This is a genomic window from Streptococcus oralis SK304 (genome assembly GCF_000287715.1).
Lineage (GTDB): Bacteria > Bacillota > Bacilli > Lactobacillales > Streptococcaceae > Streptococcus > Streptococcus oralis_Y.
In genome coordinates this window covers 152,862-176,389 of the sequence record NZ_ALJN01000006.1, presented here as the reverse complement: position 1 = coordinate 176,389, position 23,528 = coordinate 152,862, and the positions used below count along the sequence as shown (strand labels likewise).

Genomic DNA, 23,528 nt, shown 5'->3' with positions numbered 1-23,528 from the left:
ATAATTTAATTAGAAAGAGGCTACTTGGTTCATACGATTTACTTCTATAAGGACAAAAATGGAAACGAGCCAGTCTTAGATTATATGAGAGAATTGGCTAGTCAGAAAAGTAAGGATAGTCGCATCAAACTCAATAAACTAAACGACTATATCGAGTTGCTTAGTCAGCATGGGACTAGAGCAGGTGAACCCTATATCAAACATTTGGAAGATGAGATTTGGGAGCTTAGACCTCTTAGGGATAGGATATTATTTGTGGCTTGGCTTGGTGGGAGTTTCGTTCTCTTACATCATTTTGCCAAAAAGACTCAGAAAACTCCTAGAAGAGAAATTGAAAAAGCCAAGCGTGAACTGAATGACATAAAAGAAAGAGGGTTAAGTGATGAAGAATAGGGCTATTGGGAGTAATTGGAAGGATGTCCGATCTGAACTCCTTACCAAGGAGGAAATTCTTGAAAGTGATATGCGAGTGGCTATTATGAGTGAGTTGATTGAGGCTAGACATGAGCAAGGTATTAGTCAGAAAAAGCTAGAGGAACTCAGTGGGGTAAGCCAGCCTGTCATAGCTAGGATGGAAACAGGAAAGACTAGTCCTCAGTTGGATACGGTCTTGAAAGTCTTAGCCAGTTTAGGAAAGACACTAGCAGTCGTCCCACTTGAACAGGAAAAAAGTTGATAGAGATGAGATTACTTGGTTGGCTAAAATTATCCACAGAACAATTTTACCTCCCGTCCGCACTTTTCAAGGGAAATATCAAAAATACCAAAGGAAAATCAACCTATAGTCTTTTCTAATAACAAGCCATAGTCACTTATAAGAATCGTCAATATCTCGTTTGAGCATTCCAACTAAAATACAGCCACAAAACAAGCTATACAAAGGATTTGAGACATTTGTTTCAAGTCTTTTTCTTTTGACCAAAAGAGTGATATAGTTTCAAACTATATCAAAGCCTAATTATTTACAATTATACAGACAGTTTCTTTTCTGTTAAGATAGTTTCAACAACAAATTTTGGAGGACACATCATGTCAACTACGATCATCGGTTTCCCTCGTTTGGGTGAATTCCGCGAATTAAAATTTACAACTGAAAAATATTTTAGAAAAGAAATCTCAGAAGAAGAACTCCTTGCAGTAGCAAAAGACTTGCGTGCTAAACACTGGAATATTGTCAAAGATAAAGGCATCACTGAAATTCCATCAAATGACTTTTCTCACTATGATAACTTCCTAGATGCAGCCTTCCTCTTCAACGTGGTTCCAGCTTCTGTTCAAAACTTGGACTTGTCTGATCTTGAGCGCTACTTTGCTTTGGCGCGTGGTTACCAAGGTGAAAAAGGGGACGTTCGAGCCCTTCCGATGAAGAAATGGTTCAACACTAACTACCACTACATCGTTCCTAAATTTGAAAAAGACACTCAAGTCAAATTGGCTGGTCACAAGATTTTTGATGAGTTCCAAGAAGCAAAAGAACTTGGTCTTAACACTCGTCCTGTCCTTGTAGGTCCATTCACTTTCCTTCAATTGTCAGACTTTGAAGAAGGCGTGAAAGCGGAAGACTTCGTAGATAGCTTAGTGGCTGCTTACCAAGAAGTTTTTGCGAAATTGGCTGAACTTGGTGCGACACGTATCCAACTCGATGAAGCGGCTCTTGTCAAAGATTTGACAGCTGAAGAAAAAGCTCTCTTCTTGAACATCTACAACAAACTTTTGGCTGACAAGAAAGGTCTTGAAGTCTTGCTTCAAACTTACTTCGGAGATGTTCGTGACGTTTATGCTGACCTTGTCAAATTACCAGTAGATGCCATCGGTCTTGACTTCGTTGAAGGTAAGAAAACTCTTGAATTGGTTAAAGGTGGTTTCCCAGCTGACAAGACTCTCTATGCAGGGATTGTCAATGGTAAAAACATCTGGCGCAACAACTACGAAAAGAGCTTGGCTGTTCTTGAGCAAATCCCAGCTGAAAACATTGTCTTGACAAGCTCATGCTCACTTCTTCATGTGCCATTTACAACTGCTAATGAAGAATTTGAACCAGCTATCTTGAACCACTTTGCTTTCGCAGTTGAAAAATTGGATGAGATTCGTGATTTGGATGCTATCCGCAACGGTCAAGGGGATCAAGCTCTTGCAGCTAACAAAGAACTCTTTGCGACTGAGCGTGTGGGTGTAAATGCGGAACTTCGTGCCCGTATCGCTGGCTTGACTGGCGCAGACTATACTCGTTTGCCAGCCTTTGCAGAACGTGAAGCTATCCAAGAGGAAGCTTTCAAACTTCCAGCTCTTCCAACAACAACCATCGGTTCATTCCCTCAAACAAAAGAAGTTCGTGCTAAACGTTTGGCCTTCCGTAAGGGTGAATTGAGTCAAGAAGAATACGATGCCTTCCTTGCTGAAACCATCGACGAATGGATCAAATGGCAAGAAGAAGTTGGATTTGACGTGCTTGTACACGGTGAGTTCGAGCGTAACGACATGGTTGAGTACTTCGGTCAAAACTTGTCAGGTTACCTCTTCTCTAAGAATGGTTGGGTACAATCATACGGTATGCGTGGGGTTAAACCACCAATCATCTGGGGTGATGTCACTCGTCTCAACCCAATCACTGTCAAATGGTCTAGCTACGCACAAAGCCGTACTGACAAACCTGTTAAAGGTATGTTGACTGGACCTGTTACCATCCTTAACTGGTCATTCCCACGTGAAGACATCTCTATTAAGGATTCTACTCTTCAAATCGCTCTTGCAATCAAGGATGAAGTTCTTGACCTTGAAGCTGCAGGCGTGAAGATTATCCAAATCGACGAGGCTGCCCTTCGTGAGAAATTGCCACTCCGTCGTAGCGACTGGTACGAAGACTATCTTGACTGGGCTATTCCAGCCTTCCGCTTGGTACACTCAACAGTAGCGCCAGATACTCAAATCCACACTCACATGTGTTACTCAGAATTTACAGATATCATCCCAGCTATCGACAACATGGATGCGGACGTTATTTCCTTTGAAGCAAGCCGTTCAAACCTTGAAATCTTGGACGAACTCAAAGCGAAAAACTTCCAAACAGAAGTGGGACCTGGGGTTTACGATATCCACTCACCTCGTGTGCCAAATGAAGGCGAAATCGATCACACTATTGAAGCTATCCTTGCTAAAGTTCCAAGCAGAAAAGTTTGGATCAACCCTGACTGTGGTTTGAAAACACGTGGTATCCCAGAAACAAAAGAAAGCTTGATCCGCCTTGTCGAAGCAGCAAAAGCTGCGCGTGAGAAATTGTAAGATAAGATTTCTCTCTTGACACTGACTGTTCAAGGAACTGCTTGGCCCTAGCTGCTCAGCAATAATGAAATCAAAAAGAAAAGGATAATGACTATGTCACGCCAAACGCCGTCACTTTCATTTGAAGTGTTCCCTCCAAACCCAGCTGTGGGTAATGATAAAATTATTTCAGCCTTGCAGGATATGCGGGAGCTGACACCGCACTTTATCAGTGTGACCGCCAGCAATAATAAGTTTAATATCAAGGAAACAACGGTTCGTTTGGCTGACTTTATCCAGAATGATTTGGCGATTCCAACTATTGCCCACTTGCCAGCTATCTATCTGACCAAGGAAAAGGTTGCTGAAACCATTGCAGACTTGGATAAGGTTGGGGTACAGAAAATCTTGGCCCTGCGTGGGGATATTATCCCTGATGTGGAACCACAAAAGGATTTCCGCTATGCAACGGACTTGATCGGGTTCATCAAGGAACAAGCCCCTCACTTTGATATTGTTGGCGCTTGCTATCCAGAAGGGCACCCTGACTCGCCAAACCAGATCTCGGATATTCAAAATCTCAAGAAGAAAGTGGATGCAGGCTGTTCAAGCCTTGTAACGCAGCTTTTCTTTGACAATGAGCGTTTCTATGATTTCCAAGACAAGTGTACCTTGGCAGGGATTGATGTTCCTATTCATGCGGGGATTATGCCAATTCTGAATCGAAATCAGGCTCTCCGTCTCTTGAAGACTTGTGAGAATATCCACCTTCCACGTAAATTCAAGGCCATCTTAGACAAGTATGAGCATGACCCTGAGTCGCTCAGAGCAGCAGGACTTGCCTATGCCGTGGATCAGATCGTGGACTTGGTGACCCAGGATGTCGCAGGTGTGCATCTCTACACCATGAACAATGCTGAAACAGCCAAATATATCCACCAAGCAACCCATGCCTTGTTTAATCATCAGTCTTTAGGGTAATCGATTCTTTTAGCACTGAGACGACAGCTTGTCATTCACTTGCTTTTAAATGAAAAATGACAGTTGCGAGAGCCAAAGAATTTGCTAAATAAAATAAACAACAAACCATTCCTCTTTTCATGGGGGAATGGTTCCTTTTTAATAGAAAAGCCCGCACTTTTTAAGAAAAATATGATAAAATAGACTCTGTACGTACTTGATACAAAGATGAGGGTATAAAATAATACAATGCATTCAAATTGCAAGATTTAGCGACACGAGCGAGTCAAATCGATATTATTTGACAAGGGAGTTAGTAAAGCATTTAGCTAATCGCATGATAGCGATTAGCGTGAAAGGCTTAGATGCTTTAGCATCAATCCTTTCTAATGATTTGTATCTTGAGTAATTGAACCCGGCCGAAAAGCCGTGTAAAAAAGATAAACTGTCTTGTCTTCATCGAAGACTTCGCCAGTTTCCTATTTTTACTTTGCTTTTTGCGGCCTTAGTATCTTGATCTTTGTAGGCAAGGCGTATAATTTCATCAATCCAAAGGGGATTAAAATGACAAAACAAGTGTTTCAAACGACTTTTGCGGGTCGTGAGTTAATCGTAGAGACTGGTCAGGTTGCTAAGCAAGCAAATGGCGCTGTTGTTGTGCGTTACGGTGAGTCAACTGTACTGACTGCGGCCGTTATGTCTAAGAAAATGGCAACTGGGGATTTCTTCCCACTTCAAGTCAACTACGAAGAAAAAATGTATGCGGCTGGGAAGTTTCCTGGTGGCTTTATGAAACGTGAAGGACGTCCTTCAACAGATGCGACTTTGACAGCGCGTTTGATTGACCGTCCAATCCGTCCGATGTTTGCGGAAGGTTTCCGTAACGAAGTGCAAGTGATCAACACTGTGCTTTCTTATGATGAAAATGCATCTGCACCAATGGCAGCCATGTTCGGTTCATCTTTGGCATTGTCTATCTCAGATATTCCATTTGACGGACCAATCGCTGGGGTACAAGTGGGCTATGTCGATGGTCAAATCATCATCAACCCTACTCAAGAACAAGCAGAGCAATCTCTTCTTGAATTGACAGTAGCTGGTACCAAGCACGCTATTAACATGGTTGAGTCTGGTGCCAAAGAATTGTCAGAAGAAATCATGTTGGAAGCCCTTCTCAAAGGGCACGAAGCAGTCAAAGAATTGATTGCCTTCCAAGAAGAAATCGTTGCTGCAGTTGGTAAAGAAAAAGCAGAAGTGGAACTGCTTCACGTAGATGCTGAATTACAGGCTGAAATCATCGCAGTCTATAACAGCGACCTTCAAAAAGCCGTTCAAGTCGAAGAAAAATTGGCTCGTGAAGCTGCTACTCAAGCAGTTAAGGATCAAGTAACTGCTGTTTACGAAGAAAAATATGCAGACCACGAAGAATTTGACCGTATCATGCGTGATGTGGCTGAAATCTTGGAACAAATGGAACACGCTGAAGTGCGCCGTTTGATCACAGAAGATAAGGTTCGTCCTGACGGTCGTAAGGTCGATGAAATCCGTCCTTTAGATGCGCAGGTTGACTTCCTTCCTCGTGTGCATGGTTCCGGTCTCTTCACTCGTGGCCAAACTCAGGCTCTTTCAGTCTTGACCTTGGCTCCGATGGGTGAAACTCAAATCATTGATGGTTTGGATCCAGAGTACAAGAAACGCTTTATGCACCACTATAACTTCCCTCAATACTCTGTAGGGGAAACAGGTCGTTATGGTGCACCAGGTCGTCGTGAAATTGGTCACGGTGCTCTCGGTGAGCGTGCCCTTGCTCAAGTCTTGCCAAGTCTGGAAGAATTCCCATACGCTATCCGTCTGGTAGCAGAAGTCTTGGAATCAAATGGTTCTTCTTCTCAAGCTTCTATCTGTGCGGGAACGCTTGCCCTTATGGCTGGTGGTGTGCCAATCAAAGCACCAGTAGCAGGGATTGCCATGGGTCTCATCTCAGATGGTAATAACTACACAGTATTGACCGATATCCAAGGTTTGGAAGACCACTTTGGAGACATGGACTTTAAGGTTGCTGGTACTCGTGAGGGGATTACAGCCCTTCAAATGGATATCAAGATCCAAGGGATTACTGCAGAAATCTTGACTGAGGCTCTTGCCCAAGCTAAGAAAGCCCGTTTTGAAATCCTTGATGTGATTGAAGCAACCATTCCAGAAGTGCGTCCAGAATTGGCTTCGACTGCTCCGAAAATTGATACCATCAAGATTGATGTCGACAAGATTAAGATTGTCATCGGTAAGGGTGGAGAAACCATCGACAAGATTATCGCTGAAACAGGCGTTAAGATTGATATCGACGAAGAAGGTAATGTTTCTATCTACTCTAGCGACCAAGATGCTATTAACCGTACCAAAGAAATCATCGCTGGCTTGGTTCGTGAAGCTAAAGTCGATGAAGTTTACCATGCTAAGGTTGTTCGTATCGAGAAATTTGGTGCCTTTGTTAACCTCTTTGACAAGACAGATGCCCTCGTTCACATTTCTGAAATGGCTTGGACTCGTACCAACCGTGTCGAGGACTTGGTAGCTATCGGTGATGAAGTCGACGTTAAGGTTATCAAGATTGATGAAAAAGGCCGTATCGATGCCTCTATGAAAGCCCTTCTTCCTCGTCCTCCAAAACCTGAGCATGATGAAAAAGGCGAAAAGTCTGAGCGACCTCACCGTCTACGTCATCACAAGGACCACAAACCTAAGAAAGAATTTACAGAAACACCAAAAGATTCAGAATAAGAAAAGGAGAAATGTATGGGATGGTGGCGCGAAACCATTGATATTGTAAAAGAAAATGATCCAGCGGCACGCAACAGTTTGGAAGTTTTGCTGACTTATCCAGGTGTCAAGGCCTTGGCTGCCCACCGTCTCTCACATTTTCTATGGAAGCACGGCTTCAAACTCCTGGCTCGTATGCACAGTCAGTTTTGGCGCTTTTGGACTCAGATTGAGATTCATCCAGGTGCCCAGATTGATTCAGGTGTCTTTATCGACCACGGTTCGGGCTTGGTGATTGGAGAGACAGCGATTGTTGAAAAAGGCGTTCTGCTCTATCATGGAGTGACTCTCGGTGGAACAGGGAAGGATGTTGGCAAACGCCATCCGACTGTGCGTAAAGGAGCTCTCATATCAGCCCATGCCCAAGTTATCGGACCAGTGGAAATTGGTGAAAATGCCAAGGTCGGTGCTGCAGCAGTTGTCGTGGCAGACGTACCTAGTGATGTGACAGTGGTCGGAATTCCTGCTAAAATCGTCCGAGTTCATGGACAGAAGGATGAGCCAATGATTCATGAAGTTGAAGAAAAACGAGAGTACTACGTCAATAAACTCGAGCATGCTAGAGAAGCCAGCCACAGATCGTCGGGGTTGTAGAGAGTTGTGATGCTTTAGGTAGGAGGTTAGGTAAATGCTATTAGAAGAATTCGAAAATGTACCTGCTGTTATCGAACCAACTGATCGAAGTATTCGTGGTGGTGGAGAAATTTGTGATACGATTATTTTATCTTTTAATGGAGAAATTGTTGAACGAGTAAAGCAGTTTAAAGATGTTTACGAAGGTGGCTATCTAACCAATCTAAATGGTAGATTTCCATGGTATATCTATGAAAAAGATGGGAGTAAGGTAGCAGTTGCTATAGCTACGATTGGAGCCCCGATGGTTGTTGGACTCTTAGAAGAACTCAAAGCAAGAGGATTTAAGAACTTTATTGTTTTGGGTTCTTGCGGAGTTCTAGATCAGTCTATTCAGGCAGATAAGATTATCCTACCAAGTTCAGCTCTACGTGATGAAGGTACAAGTTACCATTACGCTCCTGCAAGTGATGAAATAGCTTATGATGAAACTCTACTCTTAACCATAGAAGAAGCTTTGAACAAATCTGATATTGAGCACATTCGAACAAAGGCTTGGACCACAGATGCTTTCTATCGTGAAACAGCTGATAAGGTCAAACGTAGATTAGCAGCAGGTGCGACTGTTGTGGATATGGAAGCTTCTGCAATTATGGCTTGGACGCAATTTCGACAAGCCAAAGTTTATCAATTTTTTTATACGGCTGATTATGTTGACCATCACAATCATGAATGGGATGCAAGACACGAAGAAAGAAAAACAGATGCTATGACTTTCTTTGAGATAGCCTTAGTAATTGCTAGAGAGTTGGATTGAAACGACTCTTTACTATAAACAAGAAACAAAAAGGAGACAGTGAGTGATTAAAATCTATGACACCATGTCTCGTGATTTGCGAGAATTTGTCCCAATCGAGGACGATAAGGTCAAGATGTATGTCTGTGGGCCTACGGTATATAACTATATCCACGTGGGGAATGCCCGTTCGACGGTGGCTTTTGATACCATTCGTCGTTATTTTGAGTACCGTGGGTACGAGGTTGCCTATATTTCCAATTTTACAGATGTGGATGATAAGATTATCAACCGTGCCAAGGAAGAAGGTATCACGCCTCAGGAGATCGCGGACAAGTACATCGCTGCCTTTCGTGAGGATGTGACGGCTTTGGGCGTGAAACCTGCGACTTGCCATCCACGTGTAGTAGAGTTCATGGCTGACATTATCCGCTTTGTGGAAGACTTGATTGAAAAAGGCTTTGCCTACGAGAGTCAAGGGGATGTTTACTTTCGTGTGGAAAAATCCCACAACTATGCCAAGTTAGCCAATAAAACCTTAGAAGATTTGGAGCTGGGTGCTTCAGGTCGTACAGATGAAGAAACGGCTCGTAAGGAAAATCCTGTGGACTTTGCCCTCTGGAAAGCTGCCAAGCCAGGCGAGATTTCTTGGGATAGTCCTTGGGGACCTGGTCGTCCAGGCTGGCATATCGAATGTTCGGTTATGTCAACAGAGATTTTGGGCGATACCATTGATATCCACGGTGGTGGAGCCGATCTGGAGTTTCCGCATCATACCAATGAAATTGCCCAATCAGAAGCTAAAACAGGTAAGACTTTTGCCAACTACTGGATGCACAATGGCTTTGTCAATATCGACAATGTCAAGATGTCTAAGTCTTTGGGGAACTTTATCACTGTTCATGATGCCCTCAAAACCATCGATGGTCAAGTCCTTCGTTTCTTCTTTGCAACACAACACTACCGCAAACCAATCAACTTTACGGAAAAAGCAGTGCGGGATGCAGAGACCAATCTTAAGTATCTAAAGAACACTTACGAGCAACCATTTACTGGGACTGTTGATGCTCAAGAGTTACAAGACTTTAAAGATAAGTTTGTAGCGGTTATGGATGAGGACTTTAACGCTGCTAACGGTATCACAGTTGTCTTTGAAATGGCCAAGTGGATCAACTCTGGCAACTATGATGCAAGTGTTAAGAAATCTCTTGCGGCTATGTTAGAGGTCTTTGGGATTGTCTTTGTTGAGGAAGTTTTGGATGCAGACATTGAAGCCTTAATCCAAAAACGTCAAGAAGCGCGTGCTAATCGTGACTTTGCGACAGCAGACCAAATCCGTGACCAACTAGCTGCTCAAGGAATTAAGCTCCTTGACACTAAGGATGGAGTGAGGTGGACTCGTGATTGATGTCAATCTCATTAATGGGATTGCGCTGGCTTTTGAGGGGGATGCGGTTTATTCCATGTATATTCGCCGTCACCTCATCCTCAAAGGCATGACCAAGCCCAATAAACTTCACCAAGAGGCGACCAAGTATGTCTCAGCCAAGGCTCAGGCTCGCCTGATTTCCCTCATGTTGGAGGAGCAAGTCCTTACGGAAAAAGAAGAAGAAATCTATAAACGAGGTCGCAATACCAATAGCCACACAAAGGCTAAAAATGCAGATGTGGTGACTTACCGCATGTCCACTGGATTTGAAGCAGTCATGGGCTATCTCCATCTGACTGAAAATGTGGAGCGTCTAGAGATCTTAATTTCTTGGTGCATCCAAAAAGTGGAGGGCTAGAATATGATTGCAAAGGAATTACAAGACTGGTTTCCTGAGGCTCAGATTTCAGATCAGCCGATTGAGAAATCAGGATATCTCACTCTCCCTTTAGCTTCTCAGCAGTGGATTTTACTGGAGGAAGCTGGGCTCAGCGAGCGTGAAAAGCAGCTTGTTGCCCTTTTGACTCAGCAGGAGCAGGCTCGTTCGCTCAATCCTTGGTATCCCTATCTGATTGAGGGGAAGGGGCAGGCACCGCAAGCTTTTAAAAAGATTCAGCTGGTTTATTGCCATTTGTCTTATTACCAACAGGAAAATCTTTTCTCTTGGCTGGATATGATGCGGACTCTTTTTCCTAATTGTCAGACGGTGCTACAGGTCGGAGCTCAGGATTATGTATTTGTGCTTCAACAAGATAAGTACACCTCTGTTCGCTCTATCTTATCTGATACGATTGAAGCGGTTGAGTATGACTTTGGCCTTCGTCTGTCTATCATGTTAGGCCAGGTGTGGTCTCAGACAGGCCCTCAAGCTCTATCAGACTTAATCAAAGCGGAGCGGGACTTGTTTAAGACTTGGTGGCGTCAAGGTCATCAAGGTGTTCACACTTTTTCACAACTCTATCTCTGGAGTCTTGGGGAAGGGCTTGTGGATCTGAGGGTTATTAAAGAATGCCTGCATCAGATGATCTTGGATCAGGACCAGATTCAGGAAATTATTCTTTCTCTTTGGGAAAACAGTGCTGTCTTAACCAAAACTGCCCAGCAACTCTACCTGCATCGCAATTCTCTCCAATACAAGATTGATAAATGGGAAGAATTAACAGGGCTTCAGTTAAAAGAATTGACAGATTTGACCTTATGTTATCAGTTGATTTTACCAGATATTCTCTAAAGTTTTGTGCAAGTTGCACAGAACTTTTTTATTTTTTTGGTCACCTTGCCATAGAAATATAAAGCGTTTTCATTTATAATAAAACTATCAAAAATAAAAGGAGTTCACCTTCCATGGTAGAATTAAATCTTAAAAACATTTACAAAAAATATCCAAATAGCGAACACTACTCAGTTGAAGATTTCAACTTGGACATCAAAGACAAAGAATTTATCGTTTTCGTAGGTCCATCAGGATGTGGTAAATCAACAACTCTTCGTATGATCGCTGGTCTTGAAGACATTACAGAAGGTACTGCGTCTATCGATGGTGTGGTTGTCAACGACGTAGCTCCAAAAGACCGTGACATCGCCATGGTATTCCAAAACTACGCTCTTTACCCACACATGACTGTTTATGACAACATGGCTTTCGGTTTGAAATTACGTAAGTACAGCAAAGAAGACATCGACAAACGTGTACAAGAAGCTGCAGCAATCCTTGGTTTGAAAGAATTCTTGGATCGTAAACCAGCTGACCTTTCAGGTGGTCAACGTCAACGTGTTGCCATGGGTCGTGCCATCGTCCGTGATGCAAAAGTGTTCTTGATGGACGAGCCTTTGTCAAACTTGGATGCCAAACTTCGTGTATCTATGCGTGCTGAAATTGCGAAGATTCACCGTCGTATCGGAGCTACAACTATCTACGTAACTCACGACCAAACAGAAGCAATGACACTTGCCGACCGTATCGTTATCATGTCAGCAACTAAAAACCCTGCTGGTACAGGTACTATCGGACGTGTAGAACAAATCGGTACTCCTCAAGAAGTTTATAAAAATCCAGTTAACAAATTTGTTGCAGGATTCATCGGAAGCCCAGCTATGAACTTCATCAACGTAAAATTGGTTGGTAGCGAAATTGTTTCTGACGGTTTCCGCTTGAAAGTTCCAGAAGGTGCTTTGAAAGTTCTTCGTGAAAAAGGCTACGAGGGAAAAGAATTGATCTTCGGTATTCGTCCAGAAGACGTGAATGCAGAGCCTGCTTTCCTTGAAACATTCCCAGAATCAGTTGTCAAAGCTACTATCTCAGTATCAGAATTGCTTGGTTCAGAATCTCACCTTTACTGCCAAGTTGGTAAAGACGAATTTGTTGCCAAAGTGGATGCTCGTGACTACTTGCAAACAGGTGCAACAGTTGAACTCGGATTTGACTTGAACAAAGCACACTTCTTCGACGTAGAAACTGAAAAAACAGTTTATTAGGATAAATAAAAACAGTAAAGCACTGCAGAGTTTCTCTTGCAGTGCTTTTTCCTTTTAAATGCAGAGGCTAGGCATGAAAATAGGCTTTTCTAGTTTTAATATTCTTAAAAAAGTGATAAAATGGTAGGAAGAATTGGAGAGTATAGATGCCGAAAGAAGTGAATTTGACGGGCGATCAGGTAGTCGCTTTAACGAGAGAATATTTAACAAAGGAAGACGTTGCTTTTGTACAAAAAGCATTGATTTACGCAGTTGATTGTCATAGTGGGCAGTTTCGGAAATCAGGTGAGCCCTATATTATCCATCCCATTCAGGTAGCAGGCATTCTGGCTAAGCTCAAGTTGGATGCCGTAACCGTTGCCTGTGGTTTTTTGCATGACGTTGTTGAAGACACAGATGCGACACTGGATGATCTGGAGAGAGAATTCGGTCATGATGTTCGGATTATCGTTGATGGGGTGACCAAACTTGGTAAGGTTGAGTACAAATCACTCGAGGAACAATTGGCGGAAAATCACCGCAAGATGCTCATGGCCATATCTGAGGATATCCGCGTTATTTTGGTTAAATTATCGGATCGTTTGCACAATATGCGGACTCTCAAACACCTTCGAAAGGACAAGCAAGAACGTATCTCCAGAGAAACCATGGAAATTTACGCACCACTTGCTCATCGTCTGGGTATTTCCAGCGTCAAGTGGGAGTTAGAAGACTTGTCCTTCCGCTATCTCAATCCAACTGAGTTTTATAAGATAACTCACTTGATGAAGGAAAAACGCAGAGAACGTGAGGCTTTGGTCGATGAAGTCGTGACAAAGTTAGAGGAGTACACTTCCGAACGCAATCTAAAAGGGAAAATCTATGGCCGTCCCAAGCATATCTACTCTATCTATCGCAAGATGCAGGATAAGAAGAAACGCTTTGAGGAAATTTATGACCTGATTGCCATTCGTTGTATCTTAGATACCCAGAGTGATGTTTACGCTATGCTTGGCTATGTGCATGAGCTGTGGAAACCGATGCCAGGGCGTTTTAAAGATTATATCGCCAACCGTAAGGCCAATGGTTACCAGTCTATCCATACGACTGTCTATGGACCAAAAGGGCCGATTGAATTCCAGATTCGTACCAAGGAAATGCACGAGGTTGCTGAGTACGGGGTTGCGGCTCACTGGGCTTATAAAAAAGGAATCAAGGGGCAGGTTAACAGCAAAGAATCAGCTATCGGGATGAACTGGATCAAGGAAATGATGGAGCTCCAAGACCAGGCTGATGATGCCAAGGAATTTGTGGATTCTGTTAAGGAAAACTACCTAGCTGAGGAGATTTACGTCTTTACCCCAGATGGGGCTGTGCGTTCCCTTCCAAAAGATTCAGGCCCCATTGACTTTGCCTATGAAATTCATACCAAAGTCGGTGAAAAGGCAACTGGCGCTAAGGTCAATGGCCGTATGGTTCCTCTGACAACCAAGCTCAAAACTGGGGACCAGGTTGAAATTATCACCAATCCCAACTCATTTGGCCCGAGTCGTGACTGGCTCAACATGGTTAAGACTAGCAAGGCACGCAACAAAATTCGTCAGTTCTTTAAAAACCAAGATAAGGAATTGTCTGTTAACAAGGGCCGTGAAATGCTGATAGCTCAGTTCCAAGAAAATGGCTATGTAGCCAATAAATTCATGGACAAGCGCCATATGGACCAAGTCCTTCAAAAGACTAGCTACAAGACAGAAGCATCTCTCTTTGCGGCCATTGGTTTTGGAGAAATCGGTGCCATTACGGTCTTTAATCGTCTGACTGAAAAGGAACGCCGTGAGGAAGAGCGTGCCAAGGCCAAGGCGGAAGCAGAAGAGCTTGTCAAAGGTGGCGAAGTTAAGGTTGAAAATAAAGAAACCCTCAAGGTCAAGCACGAGGGGGGTGTGGTGATTGAAGGTGCCTCAGGACTCCTCGTTCGGATTGCCAAGTGTTGCAATCCCGTTCCTGGAGACGATATTGTTGGCTATATCACCAAGGGCCGTGGTGTGGCCATTCACCGCGTGGACTGTATGAACCTTCGCGCCCAAGAAAACTACGAGCAACGTCTCCTTGATGTGGAATGGGAAGACCAGTACTCAAGCAAGGAATATATTGCTCACATCGATATCTACGGCCTCAACCGGACAGGTCTCTTAAATGATGTTCTGCAAGTTCTTTCCAACACAACTAAGAATATCTCAACTGTTAACGCCCAACCAACCAAGGATATGAAATTTGCCAATATCCATGTGTCTTTTGGAATTTCAAACCTTTCTACGCTGACAACGGTCGTTGACAAAATCAAGAGTGTGCCAGAAGTTTACTCTGTCAAACGAACCAACGGATAATTGAATAGGAAGGCGCCTATGAAAATCATCATTCAACGGGTTAAAAAAGCCCAAGTGAGTATCGAAGGTCAGGTTCAGGGGAAAATCAATCAAGGCCTCTTATTGTTGGTCGGTGTAGGCCCAGAGGACCAAGAGGAAGATCTGGATTATGCTGTGAGAAAACTGGTCAACATGCGGATTTTTTCAGACGCAGAAGGCAAGATGAATCTGTCTGTTAAGGATATTGAAGGGGAAATCCTTTCTATTTCTCAGTTTACCCTCTTTGCGGACACTAAGAAGGGCAATCGTCCAGCTTTTACAGGTGCAGCCAAGCCTGATAGGGCATCAGACTTTTATGACGTTTTCAATCAAAAACTAGCACAAGAAGTGCCTGTTCAGACAGGTATCTTTGGAGCGGATATGCAGGTGGAGCTGGTTAATGATGGGCCAGTCACCATCATCCTTGATACTAAAAATAGATAAGAAAACCAAGCCCAGTCGGCTTGGTTTTTGTTTAGAGACAATCCCACAAAGAAATATGTTTGTCGTAAAAGTCTGGATAGTTTTCTCTTAGGTAGTTAGCCGTCAGATAATAAAAAGTAGAATGGCAAGAAGTGACGATTGGCATAAGAGAGGAAAATCGCTGAGAACTAGTGAAGGCTAAAAGGACAAATAATAGAAAATCAATGATGAGAACCCCTAAATAGTAGAGGCGAATTTTTTTGTTCATCTGAGGATAAATCTCAGCGAAATGATGTTTGAGTCGGAAGACCAAGCGAAATAGCAGTAATCCCTGAGCAAGGATTAAAATGAAGCCAGAGAGCAGGAGCCAGTCCAAAGAGGGATTGTTTTTGGAGATAAAAATTACTAACAGTAGCAAATCGCTGAGTGCAATGACTGCGAAGTGTAGTCTAAAGAGTTTTTTCATAGGATGACCTCCCTCTTTTATCTAACTTCATTTTACACCAAACGAATGGGAGTTGCAACCAACATAATAAAAAATCCCTGAAAGGAGTTTCTTTCAGGAATAAGGGGTTAGTTGATTTTTTCGACATAGAGTTGTTTGGCGATATCCAGACTAACTTGGAGGTCTTCGTCTTTGTTGATCAGAGTAAAGCTATTGGAAAAGCTATCAAACTGCTTGACTTGGAGTTGGTCACCGATATGAATTGCGTGCTTTTCTAAATATTTGAGTAGTTCAAAGCTATCATGAACACGAGTCAGGAGATAGGTTCCAGCTTCCTGGACGGTTGCTAGTGGCAGGTTATTGATTTCAACCAAGAGTTCTCCCTCGGCAGGTATGGTTCCACCGTGGGGACAGGTTTGAGGGAAGCCAAGCAGTTTATCCAGTCTCTTTACAAATAGGTCAGAGACAGTGTGCTCTAGGACCTCAGCTTCTTCGTGGATTTGATCGCTAGTATAGTCCAGATGGTGAACTAGAAAGACTTCAATCAACCGGTGTTTGCGATAGAGCTCGGAGACTAGTTTGAGCCCAATATCTGTCAATAGATAGCCATTCTCCTTGTCCTTGAGGATGAGATCTTCACTTTTCATACGTTTGATCATCTCTGTTACGGCAGGTGGAGAGACTTGCATACGGGCAGCAATTTCTTTGTTGGTGATTTTTTGCATGTCCGTACCGATTTCATAAATACATTTTAAATAATCTTCTTTATTTGGAGTCATTCGTTTCCTCTTGTTCCTTCTCTCCATCTAGTATACCAAAAAAAGCTAGATTTCTCTAGCTTTCTGCCATAATGCTTGTGATTTTAGTCTAGTTCTTTAACCGCAGCAATGGCAGCTTCAAAGTTTGGCTCCGTGTTGATATTGTCAACGTATTCTACATAACGGATGATATTGTCAGCATCGAGAACAAAGACGGCACGTGCAAGGAGATGCCATTCGTTGATCAAGAGGGCATAATCACGTCCGAAAGAATGGTCAAAGTAGTCTGAAAGCATGATGGCATTGTCAAGGCCTTCAGCCCCACACCAGCGTCCTTGGGCAAATGGTAGGTCCATAGAAACAGTAAGAACGACAGTATTGTCAAGGTTGGCTAGTTCTTGGTTGAAGCGACGCGTTTGCGTTGAGCAGATACCAGTATCGATAGAAGGGACAACACTCAAGACCTTTTTCTTCCCATCAAAGTCGGCAAGACTTTTTTTAGAGAGATCGGTTGTAGTGAGGGAAAAGTCGAGCGCCTTGTCTCCGACTTGTAGTTGTTTACCTGTAAAGGTTACAGGATTTCCGAGAAAAGTGGTCATGAAACTACTCCATTCTTTTTTCTTCCATTTTACCGAGAATTGTCAGTTTTTTCCAATGATTTGACCGGAAAGTGTAAAAAAACGCCAATTCCGTGAGAACGACGTTTTTTAATGGATTACTTAGACAAACCTTCAGCAATCTTGTCAAGGTTGTATTTCATCATGTTGTAGTAGCTGTCACCTTCTTTACCTTCTTCAGCGATTGAGTCAGTAAAGATTTGTGCGTAGATTGGGATATTTGTGTCTTGTGAAACAGTCTTCATTGGACGGTCATCGACACTTGATTCAACAAAGAGTGATGGAACTTTTGTTTGGCGAAGTTTTTCAACCAAGGTCTTGATTTGTTCAGGAGTCCCCTCTTCTTCCGTGTTGATTTCCCAGATGTAGGCACTTGGAACTCCGTAAGCTTTAGAGAAGTATTTGAAGCATCCTTCGCTGGTTACGATGAGTTTCTTCTCAGCAGGGATATTGTTAAATTTCTCTTTGGCTTCCTTGTCCAGTTTGTCTAGTTTTTCAGTATAGTCTTTAAGATTTTTTTCGTAGAATTCCTTGTTGCTAGGGTCTTTTGCAATGAGCTGTTTAGCGATATTTTTAGCATAAATCATCCCATTTTCAAGGTTGAGCCAAGCGTGTGGATCTTCTTTGCCTTTCTCGTTTTGGCCCTCAAGGTAGATAACATCAACGCCTTCGCTAACTGCAAAGTAGTCTTTGTTTTCAGTTTTCTTGGCATTTTCTACTAATTTGGTAAACCAAGCATTGCCACCCGTTTCAAGGTTGATACCGTTATAGAAAATCAAATCAGCTTGAGAAGTTTTCTTAACGTCTTCAGGAAGTGGTTCGTATTCGTGTGGGTCTTGACCAACAGGAACGATACTGTGAAGATCAATCTTGTCACCAGCGATATTCTTGGTAATATCAGCGATGATTGAGTTTGTAGCAACAACTTTTAGTTTTTGACCAGAAGCTGCATCTTTTTTCCCACTAGCACATGCTACAAGTGCAATGACGGAAAGAAAGAGTACAAGCAATGTACCTAATTTTTTCATTAGATTCCTCCAATTTATTGGGACTTTGCCCCTTATTTTAACAAATGTTTATTTTTTAGTTTCAAATATCGTTGTTTTGGAGCGATAAAGAAGCTAATGAGAAAGAAACTAGCAGCTGTGAGCACGATGCTCGATCCTGCTGCAAGATTTAAGCTATAGCCGATAAAGAGTCCCACAACAGAAGCAAGGGCTCCGAGACTTGATGAAAGGAAAATCATGCTCTTTAAGCTATTAGCATAGAGATAAGCCGTCGCAGCTGGGGTGATCAACATGGCCACGATAAGAATGGTTCCAACACTTTGCATGGCAGTGACTGACACAAGGGTCAAGAGCACCATGAGCAGATAGTGGTAGAAATTGACGGGCATTCCCATGGCTTTAGCCAGGAGTTCGTCAAAGGATGTAATCAATAGTTGTTTAAAGAAAATCCCGATAATCAAGAGAATCAATGCACCCACACCAATGGTGATCCACATGTCCGTATCTTGGACAGCGAGGATATTCCCAAAAAGGATATGGAAGAGGTCTGTCGAACTCTTGGCAACACTAATCAAGATGACACCTAAGGCTAAGAAAGATGAAAAGGTAATACCAATGGCAGTGTCACTCTTGATGATAGAGTTCCCCTTGATGTAGGTAATGATGATGGAGGCCATCAAGCCAAAGATGATCGCTCCAATAAAGAAATCAATTCCCAGGATAAAGGAAAGGGCTACGCCGGGCAAAACTGCATGAGAGATGGCATCTCCCATGAGAGACATCCCACGTAGGATGATAAAACATCCCACGGCTCCAGCAACCACCCCGATGACTATAGCTGTTATCAAGGCGTTTTGTAGGAAATGGAAATGTTGCAATCCATCGATAAATTCTGCTATCATAGGTCACCTCCATTAAAGAAGAGCTTACTACCATAAGCTTTTTTGAGATTGGCTTCGGTAAAGGTTTCTTCAGTCGGACCAAGGTCTATTAATTCTCGATTGAGAAGCAAAACTTGGTCGAAATAATGGGGGACTTTGCTGAGGTCATGATGGACGATGAGAACGGTTTTACCAGCTTTTTTAAGGTCTCTCAGCGTATTCATGATAATCTCTTCACTGATCGAGTCAATCCCGACAAAAGGCTCATCTAAAAAGATGTAGTCAGCTTCCTGCACTAAGCAGCGGGCAATCAAAACACGTTGAAATTGTCCTCCTGAGAGCTGACTGATTTGGCGATCAGCATAGTCTGAGAGTCCAACGATTTCAAGTGCATCCGCCACTTTTTTCCAGTGGCTGGCCTTTAAAGTGTGGAAGAGCGGGATAGATGGATAGAGTCCCAGTGAGACACATTCCTTGACCTTGATAGGGAAATTGTAGTCGATATGGATTTTTTGCTCGACATAGGCAACTCGATGTAAAGATTTCTTGACTTCTTTGTCATCGAGAAAGGCCTGACCTTCGTGTGGGATAATTCCCAACATACTTTTTAATAAAGTTGATTTTCCAGCACCGTTTGGACCAATAATTCCGGTAATAGTTGGTCCGTGGAGCACTAGTGAAATATCCTTTAGTGCCAACGTTTCTTTGTAGGAGACACTGAGGTGTTCAATACGTATCATAACAAATTCCTCCCTCCTGTATTTAATATACCTTAAAAAAAAAATTAAGTCAAGTTAATTTTTGAAAAATTTAAAATAATAACTGAAAAATGAAGAAAAAAGAGTGACCATTTTTAATTGCATTCCCAAGTGTTTTTTGCTAAGCTAAGAATAAGTGAAAAATGAAAGCGAGAACAAGATGACACGTTATCAAGACGATTTTTATGATGCAATCAATGGCGAATGGGAAAAAACAGCTGTCATTCCAGCTGACAAATCTCGAACAGGTGGTTTTATTGACCTTGATGAGGAAATTGAAGAGTTGATGCTAGCGACTACGGACAAGTGGTTGGCAGGTGAGGATGTCCCAGAGGATGCTATCCTCGCCAACTTTGTTAAGTACCATTGCATGGTACGCGATTTTGACAAGAGAGAAGCAGATGGGGTTAAGCCTGTCCTTCCTCTACTCAAGGAATACCAAGATCTGGAGAGTTTTGCGGATTTTACCAGCAAACTAGCAGAATTTGAACTAGCTGGTAAACCAAATTTTCTTCCTTTTGGTGTTTCACCAGACTTTATGGATGCTAGAACCAATGTTCTCTGGGCCAGTGCACCAGGCATCATCCTACCAGATACGACTTACTATGCTGAAGACCATCCTCAACGTGAGGAGTTGCTAGGTTTGTGGAAGGAAAGTACCACAAATCTTCTCAAAGCCTATGATTTTTCAGATGAGGAAATCGCAGACTTACTAGAGAAGAGATTGGAATTGGACCGTCGTATCGCAGCGGTGGTTCTTTCTAACGAAGAAAGTTCAGAATATGCCAAACTTTACCATCCATATGCCTTTGAAGATTTCAAGAAATTTACCCCTGCCCTACCTCTGGATGATTTCTTCCAAGCAGTGATTGGACAAACTCCAGATAAGGTTATCGTAGACGAGGAACGTTTCTGGCAAGCAGCAGACCAATTCTATAGTGAAGAAGCGTGGCCTCTACTTAAAGCAACCTTGATTTTGGGCGTTGTCAATCTCTCAACAAGCTATCTCACAGACGAGATTCGTGTCTTGTCAGGTGCTTATGGTCGTGCTCTTTCAGGTGTTCCAGAAGCTCAGGACAAGGTCAAGGCAGCTTATCACTTGGCTCAAGGTCCTTTCAAGCAAGCCCTTGGTCTCTGGTACGCGCATGAAAAATTCTCTCCAGAAGCTAAGGCAGACGTAGAGAAAAAAGTAGCGACTATGATTGATGTTTATAAGGAACGCTTGGCTAAGAACGACTGGCTCACACCTGAAACGCGTGACAAGGCCATTGTCAAACTCAATGTCATCAAGCCTTATATCGGTTATCCAGAGGAATTGCCAGAACGCTACAAGGATAAGGTAGTGGACGAAACTGCCAGTCTCTTTGAGAATGCCTTAGCCTTTGCGCGTGTGGAAATCAAGCACAGCTGGAGCAAGTGGAACCAGCCGGTTGATTACAAGGAGTGGGGAATGCCAGCTCACATGGTCAATGCCTACTACAATCCTCAGAAGAACTTGATTGTCTTCCCAGCTGCTATTTTACAGGCTCCATTCTATGACTTGCATCAGTCGTCTTCAGCCAACTATGGTGGTATTGGTGCTGTTATTGCCCATGAGATTTCTCATGCCTTTGATACAAATGGTGCTTCCTTTGATGAAAATGGTAGCCTCAAGGATTGGTGGACTGAGAATGACTATGCTGCCTTCGAGGAAAAGACTCAGAAAGTTATCGACCAGTTTGATGGTCAAGAATCTTACGGAGCAAGGATCAACGGAAAACTAACCGTATCAGAAAATGTTGCCGACTTAGGAGGGATCGCTGCAGCGCTTGAAGCTGCCAAGAGAGAGCCAGACTTTTCTGCTGAAGAATTCTTCCACAATTTTGCTCGTATCTGGCGTATGAAAGGCCGACCAGAGTTAATGAAACTCATGGCCAGTGTCGATGTCCACGCGCCTGCTAAACTCCGTGTCAATGTCCAAGTACCAAACTTCGATGACTTCTTTACAACTTATGATGTCAAAGAAGGCGACGGTATGTGGCGTTCACCAGAGGATCGTGTGATTATTTGGTAAGACAAAAACCAAGGATGCTATCCTTGGTTTTTTTGCTTGCTAAAAAAAGGATTAAAGGTCTTTTCATGAGCGATGGTCGTAGCTGGACCATGCCCTGGATAGACATCGTAGTTAGGAAGAGTAAAGAGTTGAGTCTGAACACTATGGAGGAGTTGTTCCATGCTACCTGTAGGAAGATCCGTCCGTCCGATGGTTTCGCGGAATAGAGCATCTCCTGTTAAGACTAAGCGGGCATCAGGAAAGACTATAGAAACACCTCCGATAGAGTGGCCAGGTGTTGGCAATACTGTAAAACGGAACTCTTTGATCTGGTATTCCTCGTCAAAGACATAGGTGTGTTCAGCTGGTTTGCAGACGACATCCTCCATATCGTCGTGCCGTGGGAGGCCAGAGAGATTGTCTACAGGAGTGTAGAGCCAGCTGGCTTCACTTTCTGCGACGTAGACTGGGGGATTTCCAAAAGTATCTCTGACCAAGTCAAGAGTCATAATATGGTCGTAGTGGGTGTGGGTCAGGAGAATCGCACAGACGGGTTTGTTGATTTTCTTGATAGTTTTGCGAATAGCTTCCCAATGGCTACCAGGGTCGACCACAATCAGGTGTTGGTCTCCCTCTATGTAGTAGGTGTTTTCATAGGCAACGGGATTCACGGTTTTATGGATTTTCATAAAGGCTCCAATCTCAAAGAAAGTACTGTTATCAGTATAACATAGAAGAGAAGAATGAGGGTATCAGAAGGTCTTTTTCCTACCTTAACGATTTTTCCAAGCTTGGTAGCGGGTGTCAATCAAGAGTTGGGTTAGGCGTCCCATGGTTTCTCTTTCTTCGGGAGTGAGGGATTGAGCTTGGACAAAGAGATGGTGAATGTGTTCAATGACCTTGAAGGAAGAAAGATCGTTGATAGAGGAGATGCCTGCATCAAGAATGATTCCAAAAAAGAGGTCGAAGTAGAGCTGCAGTTCCGTATCAGGGACCGTCTCAACCCATTCCTTGAAAGTAGTATCGACTTGCTGACTGTCACTATTGGTCTCATCCAGTTGGACAAAGTGTTTGTCTTCAACCTGCCAACTAAAGGTGTCGTGCTGGGCAAGACCACCTAAAGCAGTGCTTCGAACGACTATTTTCTTATCAGGGATTTCCAGCATCATTCCGATGATAGAACCTTGTGGGACAAATACTTTTGTTCTTTCCATCATGTTTTGATAGCCAGCTGTTTCGGTCAGTTCCTTGTGAAGTCCAGGCGCATCAAAAGTATAGACGGCGACAATGTTTTTTTGTAAAAGTGGGTCGAGTTGACTGGCAGCATAGACAGCTAAATTGCCACCCTTTGAGTGTCCTGCTAGGATAACCTTTTGGTTAGGATGTTGGACAAAAAAGTCCTGTAAATACTGTAGGGCATGTTTTTGAGCTGGGATTTCCTTCATATAGGTCATATGGAAATCTTCTTTCCAACCGATGATACTGTCATCCGTCCCACGAAAAACAAGCAAATAGGTATCGAGACTGATACGATAAGTCATAGCCGCAAACTGTTTTTGCAATTCAGGATCAATATCATTGATAAAGTTTGAGAGCTTACAATTTTTAAACCGTTTGTGTTGAGAGAGTTGATCCAACAACTGGAGGCGGTTCTTATTGGTCAACATAGTCATTTCTCTAGGGATTTGAGGTGCTAGATCTATGAGACGCTTTGGTTCTTGAGCGACTAAATCATCAAAAGGAAGATAGGTTAATTCAGTCAAGGCAAGAACATCTAACTCGTTCACGGGGAGGTCATAAAAGGAATCGTATGCTACATCATTCAAGTAGTCAAAAATATTGGCCATAAAAGCTCCTTTCTCTATGTTTATCCTATCATATTTACATAGAATTAGCTAGTAGGCTTGCTGGCTTTTAC

22 protein-coding genes are annotated in these 23,528 nt (G+C 43.0%); 14 read left to right on the top strand and 8 right to left on the bottom strand.

The window, feature by feature from the left end; translation table 11 throughout:
• Positions 1-84 precede the first annotated feature (84 nt).
• The 13 genes from HMPREF1125_RS04135 (at position 85) to dtd (ending at position 15,133) form a co-directional block, all read left to right on the top strand.
• Positions 85-393: a type II toxin-antitoxin system RelE/ParE family toxin gene (locus HMPREF1125_RS04135; protein WP_050547201.1), complete on the top strand. Its 309-nt coding sequence runs from the start codon at positions 85-87 to the stop codon at positions 391-393.
• Positions 383-676: a helix-turn-helix domain-containing protein gene (locus HMPREF1125_RS04130; RefSeq protein WP_000796006.1), complete on the top strand. Its 294-nt coding sequence runs from the start codon at positions 383-385 to the stop codon at positions 674-676. The genes HMPREF1125_RS04135 and HMPREF1125_RS04130 overlap by 11 nt, the downstream gene beginning before the upstream one ends.
• 353 nt (positions 677-1,029) lie before the next feature.
• Positions 1,030-3,279, top strand: coding sequence for a 5-methyltetrahydropteroyltriglutamate--homocysteine S-methyltransferase (metE, locus tag HMPREF1125_RS04125; protein WP_000108254.1), 2,250 nt, complete (start codon positions 1,030-1,032; stop codon positions 3,277-3,279).
• A gap of 93 nt (positions 3,280-3,372) precedes the next feature.
• On the top strand, positions 3,373-4,239 hold the full coding sequence (gene metF, locus HMPREF1125_RS04120) for a methylenetetrahydrofolate reductase [NAD(P)H] (protein WP_004181733.1): 867 nt from the start codon (positions 3,373-3,375) through the stop codon (positions 4,237-4,239).
• A 543-nt stretch (positions 4,240-4,782) separates the two neighbouring features.
• Complete coding sequence (gene pnp, locus HMPREF1125_RS04115; RefSeq protein ID WP_000166408.1) at positions 4,783-6,996, top strand: polyribonucleotide nucleotidyltransferase; 2,214 nt, start codon at positions 4,783-4,785, stop codon at positions 6,994-6,996.
• A gap of 15 nt (positions 6,997-7,011) precedes the next feature.
• Positions 7,012-7,629, top strand: coding sequence for a serine O-acetyltransferase (cysE, locus tag HMPREF1125_RS04110; protein WP_000539958.1), 618 nt, complete (start codon positions 7,012-7,014; stop codon positions 7,627-7,629).
• 34 nt (positions 7,630-7,663) lie between these two features.
• The gene (locus HMPREF1125_RS04105; protein WP_000923418.1) at positions 7,664-8,425 is read left to right on the top strand and encodes a nucleoside phosphorylase; all 762 of its coding nucleotides are present in this window, start codon (positions 7,664-7,666) and stop codon (positions 8,423-8,425) included.
• A 43-nt stretch (positions 8,426-8,468) separates the two neighbouring features.
• Positions 8,469-9,812, top strand: a complete 1,344-nt coding sequence (cysS, locus tag HMPREF1125_RS04100; protein ID WP_000591085.1) for a cysteine--tRNA ligase — start codon at positions 8,469-8,471, stop codon at positions 9,810-9,812.
• Entirely contained in the window at positions 9,805-10,191 is a 387-nt protein-coding gene (locus tag HMPREF1125_RS04095) for a Mini-ribonuclease 3 (RefSeq protein ID WP_000567924.1), read from the top strand. Before cysS ends, HMPREF1125_RS04095 begins: the two co-directional genes overlap by 8 nt.
• Positions 10,192-10,194: 3 nt before the next feature.
• The gene (locus HMPREF1125_RS04090; protein WP_000560738.1) at positions 10,195-11,064 is read left to right on the top strand and encodes a helix-turn-helix domain-containing protein; all 870 of its coding nucleotides are present in this window, start codon (positions 10,195-10,197) and stop codon (positions 11,062-11,064) included.
• 113 nt (positions 11,065-11,177) lie between these two features.
• On the top strand, positions 11,178-12,308 hold the full coding sequence (locus tag HMPREF1125_RS04085; RefSeq protein ID WP_000229945.1) for an ABC transporter ATP-binding protein: 1,131 nt from the start codon (positions 11,178-11,180) through the stop codon (positions 12,306-12,308).
• A gap of 146 nt (positions 12,309-12,454) precedes the next feature.
• Positions 12,455-14,671, top strand: coding sequence for a RelA/SpoT family protein (locus tag HMPREF1125_RS04080; protein WP_001123778.1), 2,217 nt, complete (start codon positions 12,455-12,457; stop codon positions 14,669-14,671).
• Positions 14,672-14,689: 18 nt separating this feature from the next.
• Positions 14,690-15,133 (top strand): D-aminoacyl-tRNA deacylase, encoded by a 444-nt coding sequence (dtd, locus tag HMPREF1125_RS04075; protein WP_000691423.1) that lies wholly within the window; start codon positions 14,690-14,692, stop codon positions 15,131-15,133.
• A gap of 31 nt (positions 15,134-15,164) precedes the next feature.
• Here dtd and HMPREF1125_RS04070 read toward each other — a convergent pair whose 3' ends face one another.
• The 6 genes from HMPREF1125_RS04070 to HMPREF1125_RS04045 form a co-directional block, all read right to left on the bottom strand.
• Entirely contained in the window at positions 15,165-15,578 is a 414-nt protein-coding gene (locus HMPREF1125_RS04070) for a hypothetical protein (protein WP_000732802.1), read from the bottom strand.
• Positions 15,579-15,685: 107 nt separating this feature from the next.
• Complete coding sequence (locus HMPREF1125_RS04065) at positions 15,686-16,336, bottom strand: metal-dependent transcriptional regulator (RefSeq protein WP_000188529.1); 651 nt, start codon at positions 16,334-16,336, stop codon at positions 15,686-15,688.
• 83 nt (positions 16,337-16,419) lie between these two features.
• On the bottom strand, positions 16,420-16,914 hold the full coding sequence (gene tpx / locus HMPREF1125_RS04060) for a thiol peroxidase (protein ID WP_000206532.1): 495 nt from the start codon (positions 16,912-16,914) through the stop codon (positions 16,420-16,422).
• 116 nt (positions 16,915-17,030) lie between these two features.
• Positions 17,031-17,960 carry a metal ABC transporter substrate-binding protein gene (locus HMPREF1125_RS04055; RefSeq protein WP_000733079.1) on the bottom strand — a complete coding sequence of 310 codons (930 nt, stop codon included), beginning with the start codon at positions 17,958-17,960 and terminating at the stop codon, positions 17,031-17,033.
• Between the two features lie 32 nt (positions 17,961-17,992).
• A complete protein-coding gene (locus tag HMPREF1125_RS04050) occupies positions 17,993-18,841 on the bottom strand; it encodes a metal ABC transporter permease (RefSeq protein WP_000559773.1) in 849 nt (282 codons plus the stop codon).
• Complete coding sequence (locus tag HMPREF1125_RS04045) at positions 18,838-19,560, bottom strand: metal ABC transporter ATP-binding protein (RefSeq protein ID WP_000618099.1); 723 nt, start codon at positions 19,558-19,560, stop codon at positions 18,838-18,840. The genes HMPREF1125_RS04050 and HMPREF1125_RS04045 overlap by 4 nt, the downstream gene beginning before the upstream one ends.
• Positions 19,561-19,738: 178 nt before the next feature.
• Here HMPREF1125_RS04045 and HMPREF1125_RS04040 point away from each other — a divergent pair, with 178 nt between their 5' ends.
• Complete coding sequence (locus tag HMPREF1125_RS04040) at positions 19,739-21,631, top strand: M13 family metallopeptidase (protein WP_000199229.1); 1,893 nt, start codon at positions 19,739-19,741, stop codon at positions 21,629-21,631.
• Between the two features lie 17 nt (positions 21,632-21,648).
• Here HMPREF1125_RS04040 and HMPREF1125_RS04035 read toward each other — a convergent pair whose 3' ends face one another.
• Positions 21,649-22,299 carry an MBL fold metallo-hydrolase gene (locus tag HMPREF1125_RS04035; protein ID WP_000690830.1) on the bottom strand — a complete coding sequence of 217 codons (651 nt, stop codon included), beginning with the start codon at positions 22,297-22,299 and terminating at the stop codon, positions 21,649-21,651.
• 84 nt (positions 22,300-22,383) lie between these two features.
• The gene (locus tag HMPREF1125_RS04030) at positions 22,384-23,457 is read right to left on the bottom strand and encodes a DUF2974 domain-containing protein (RefSeq protein WP_001273847.1); all 1,074 of its coding nucleotides are present in this window, start codon (positions 23,455-23,457) and stop codon (positions 22,384-22,386) included.
• Positions 23,458-23,528 lie beyond the last annotated feature (71 nt).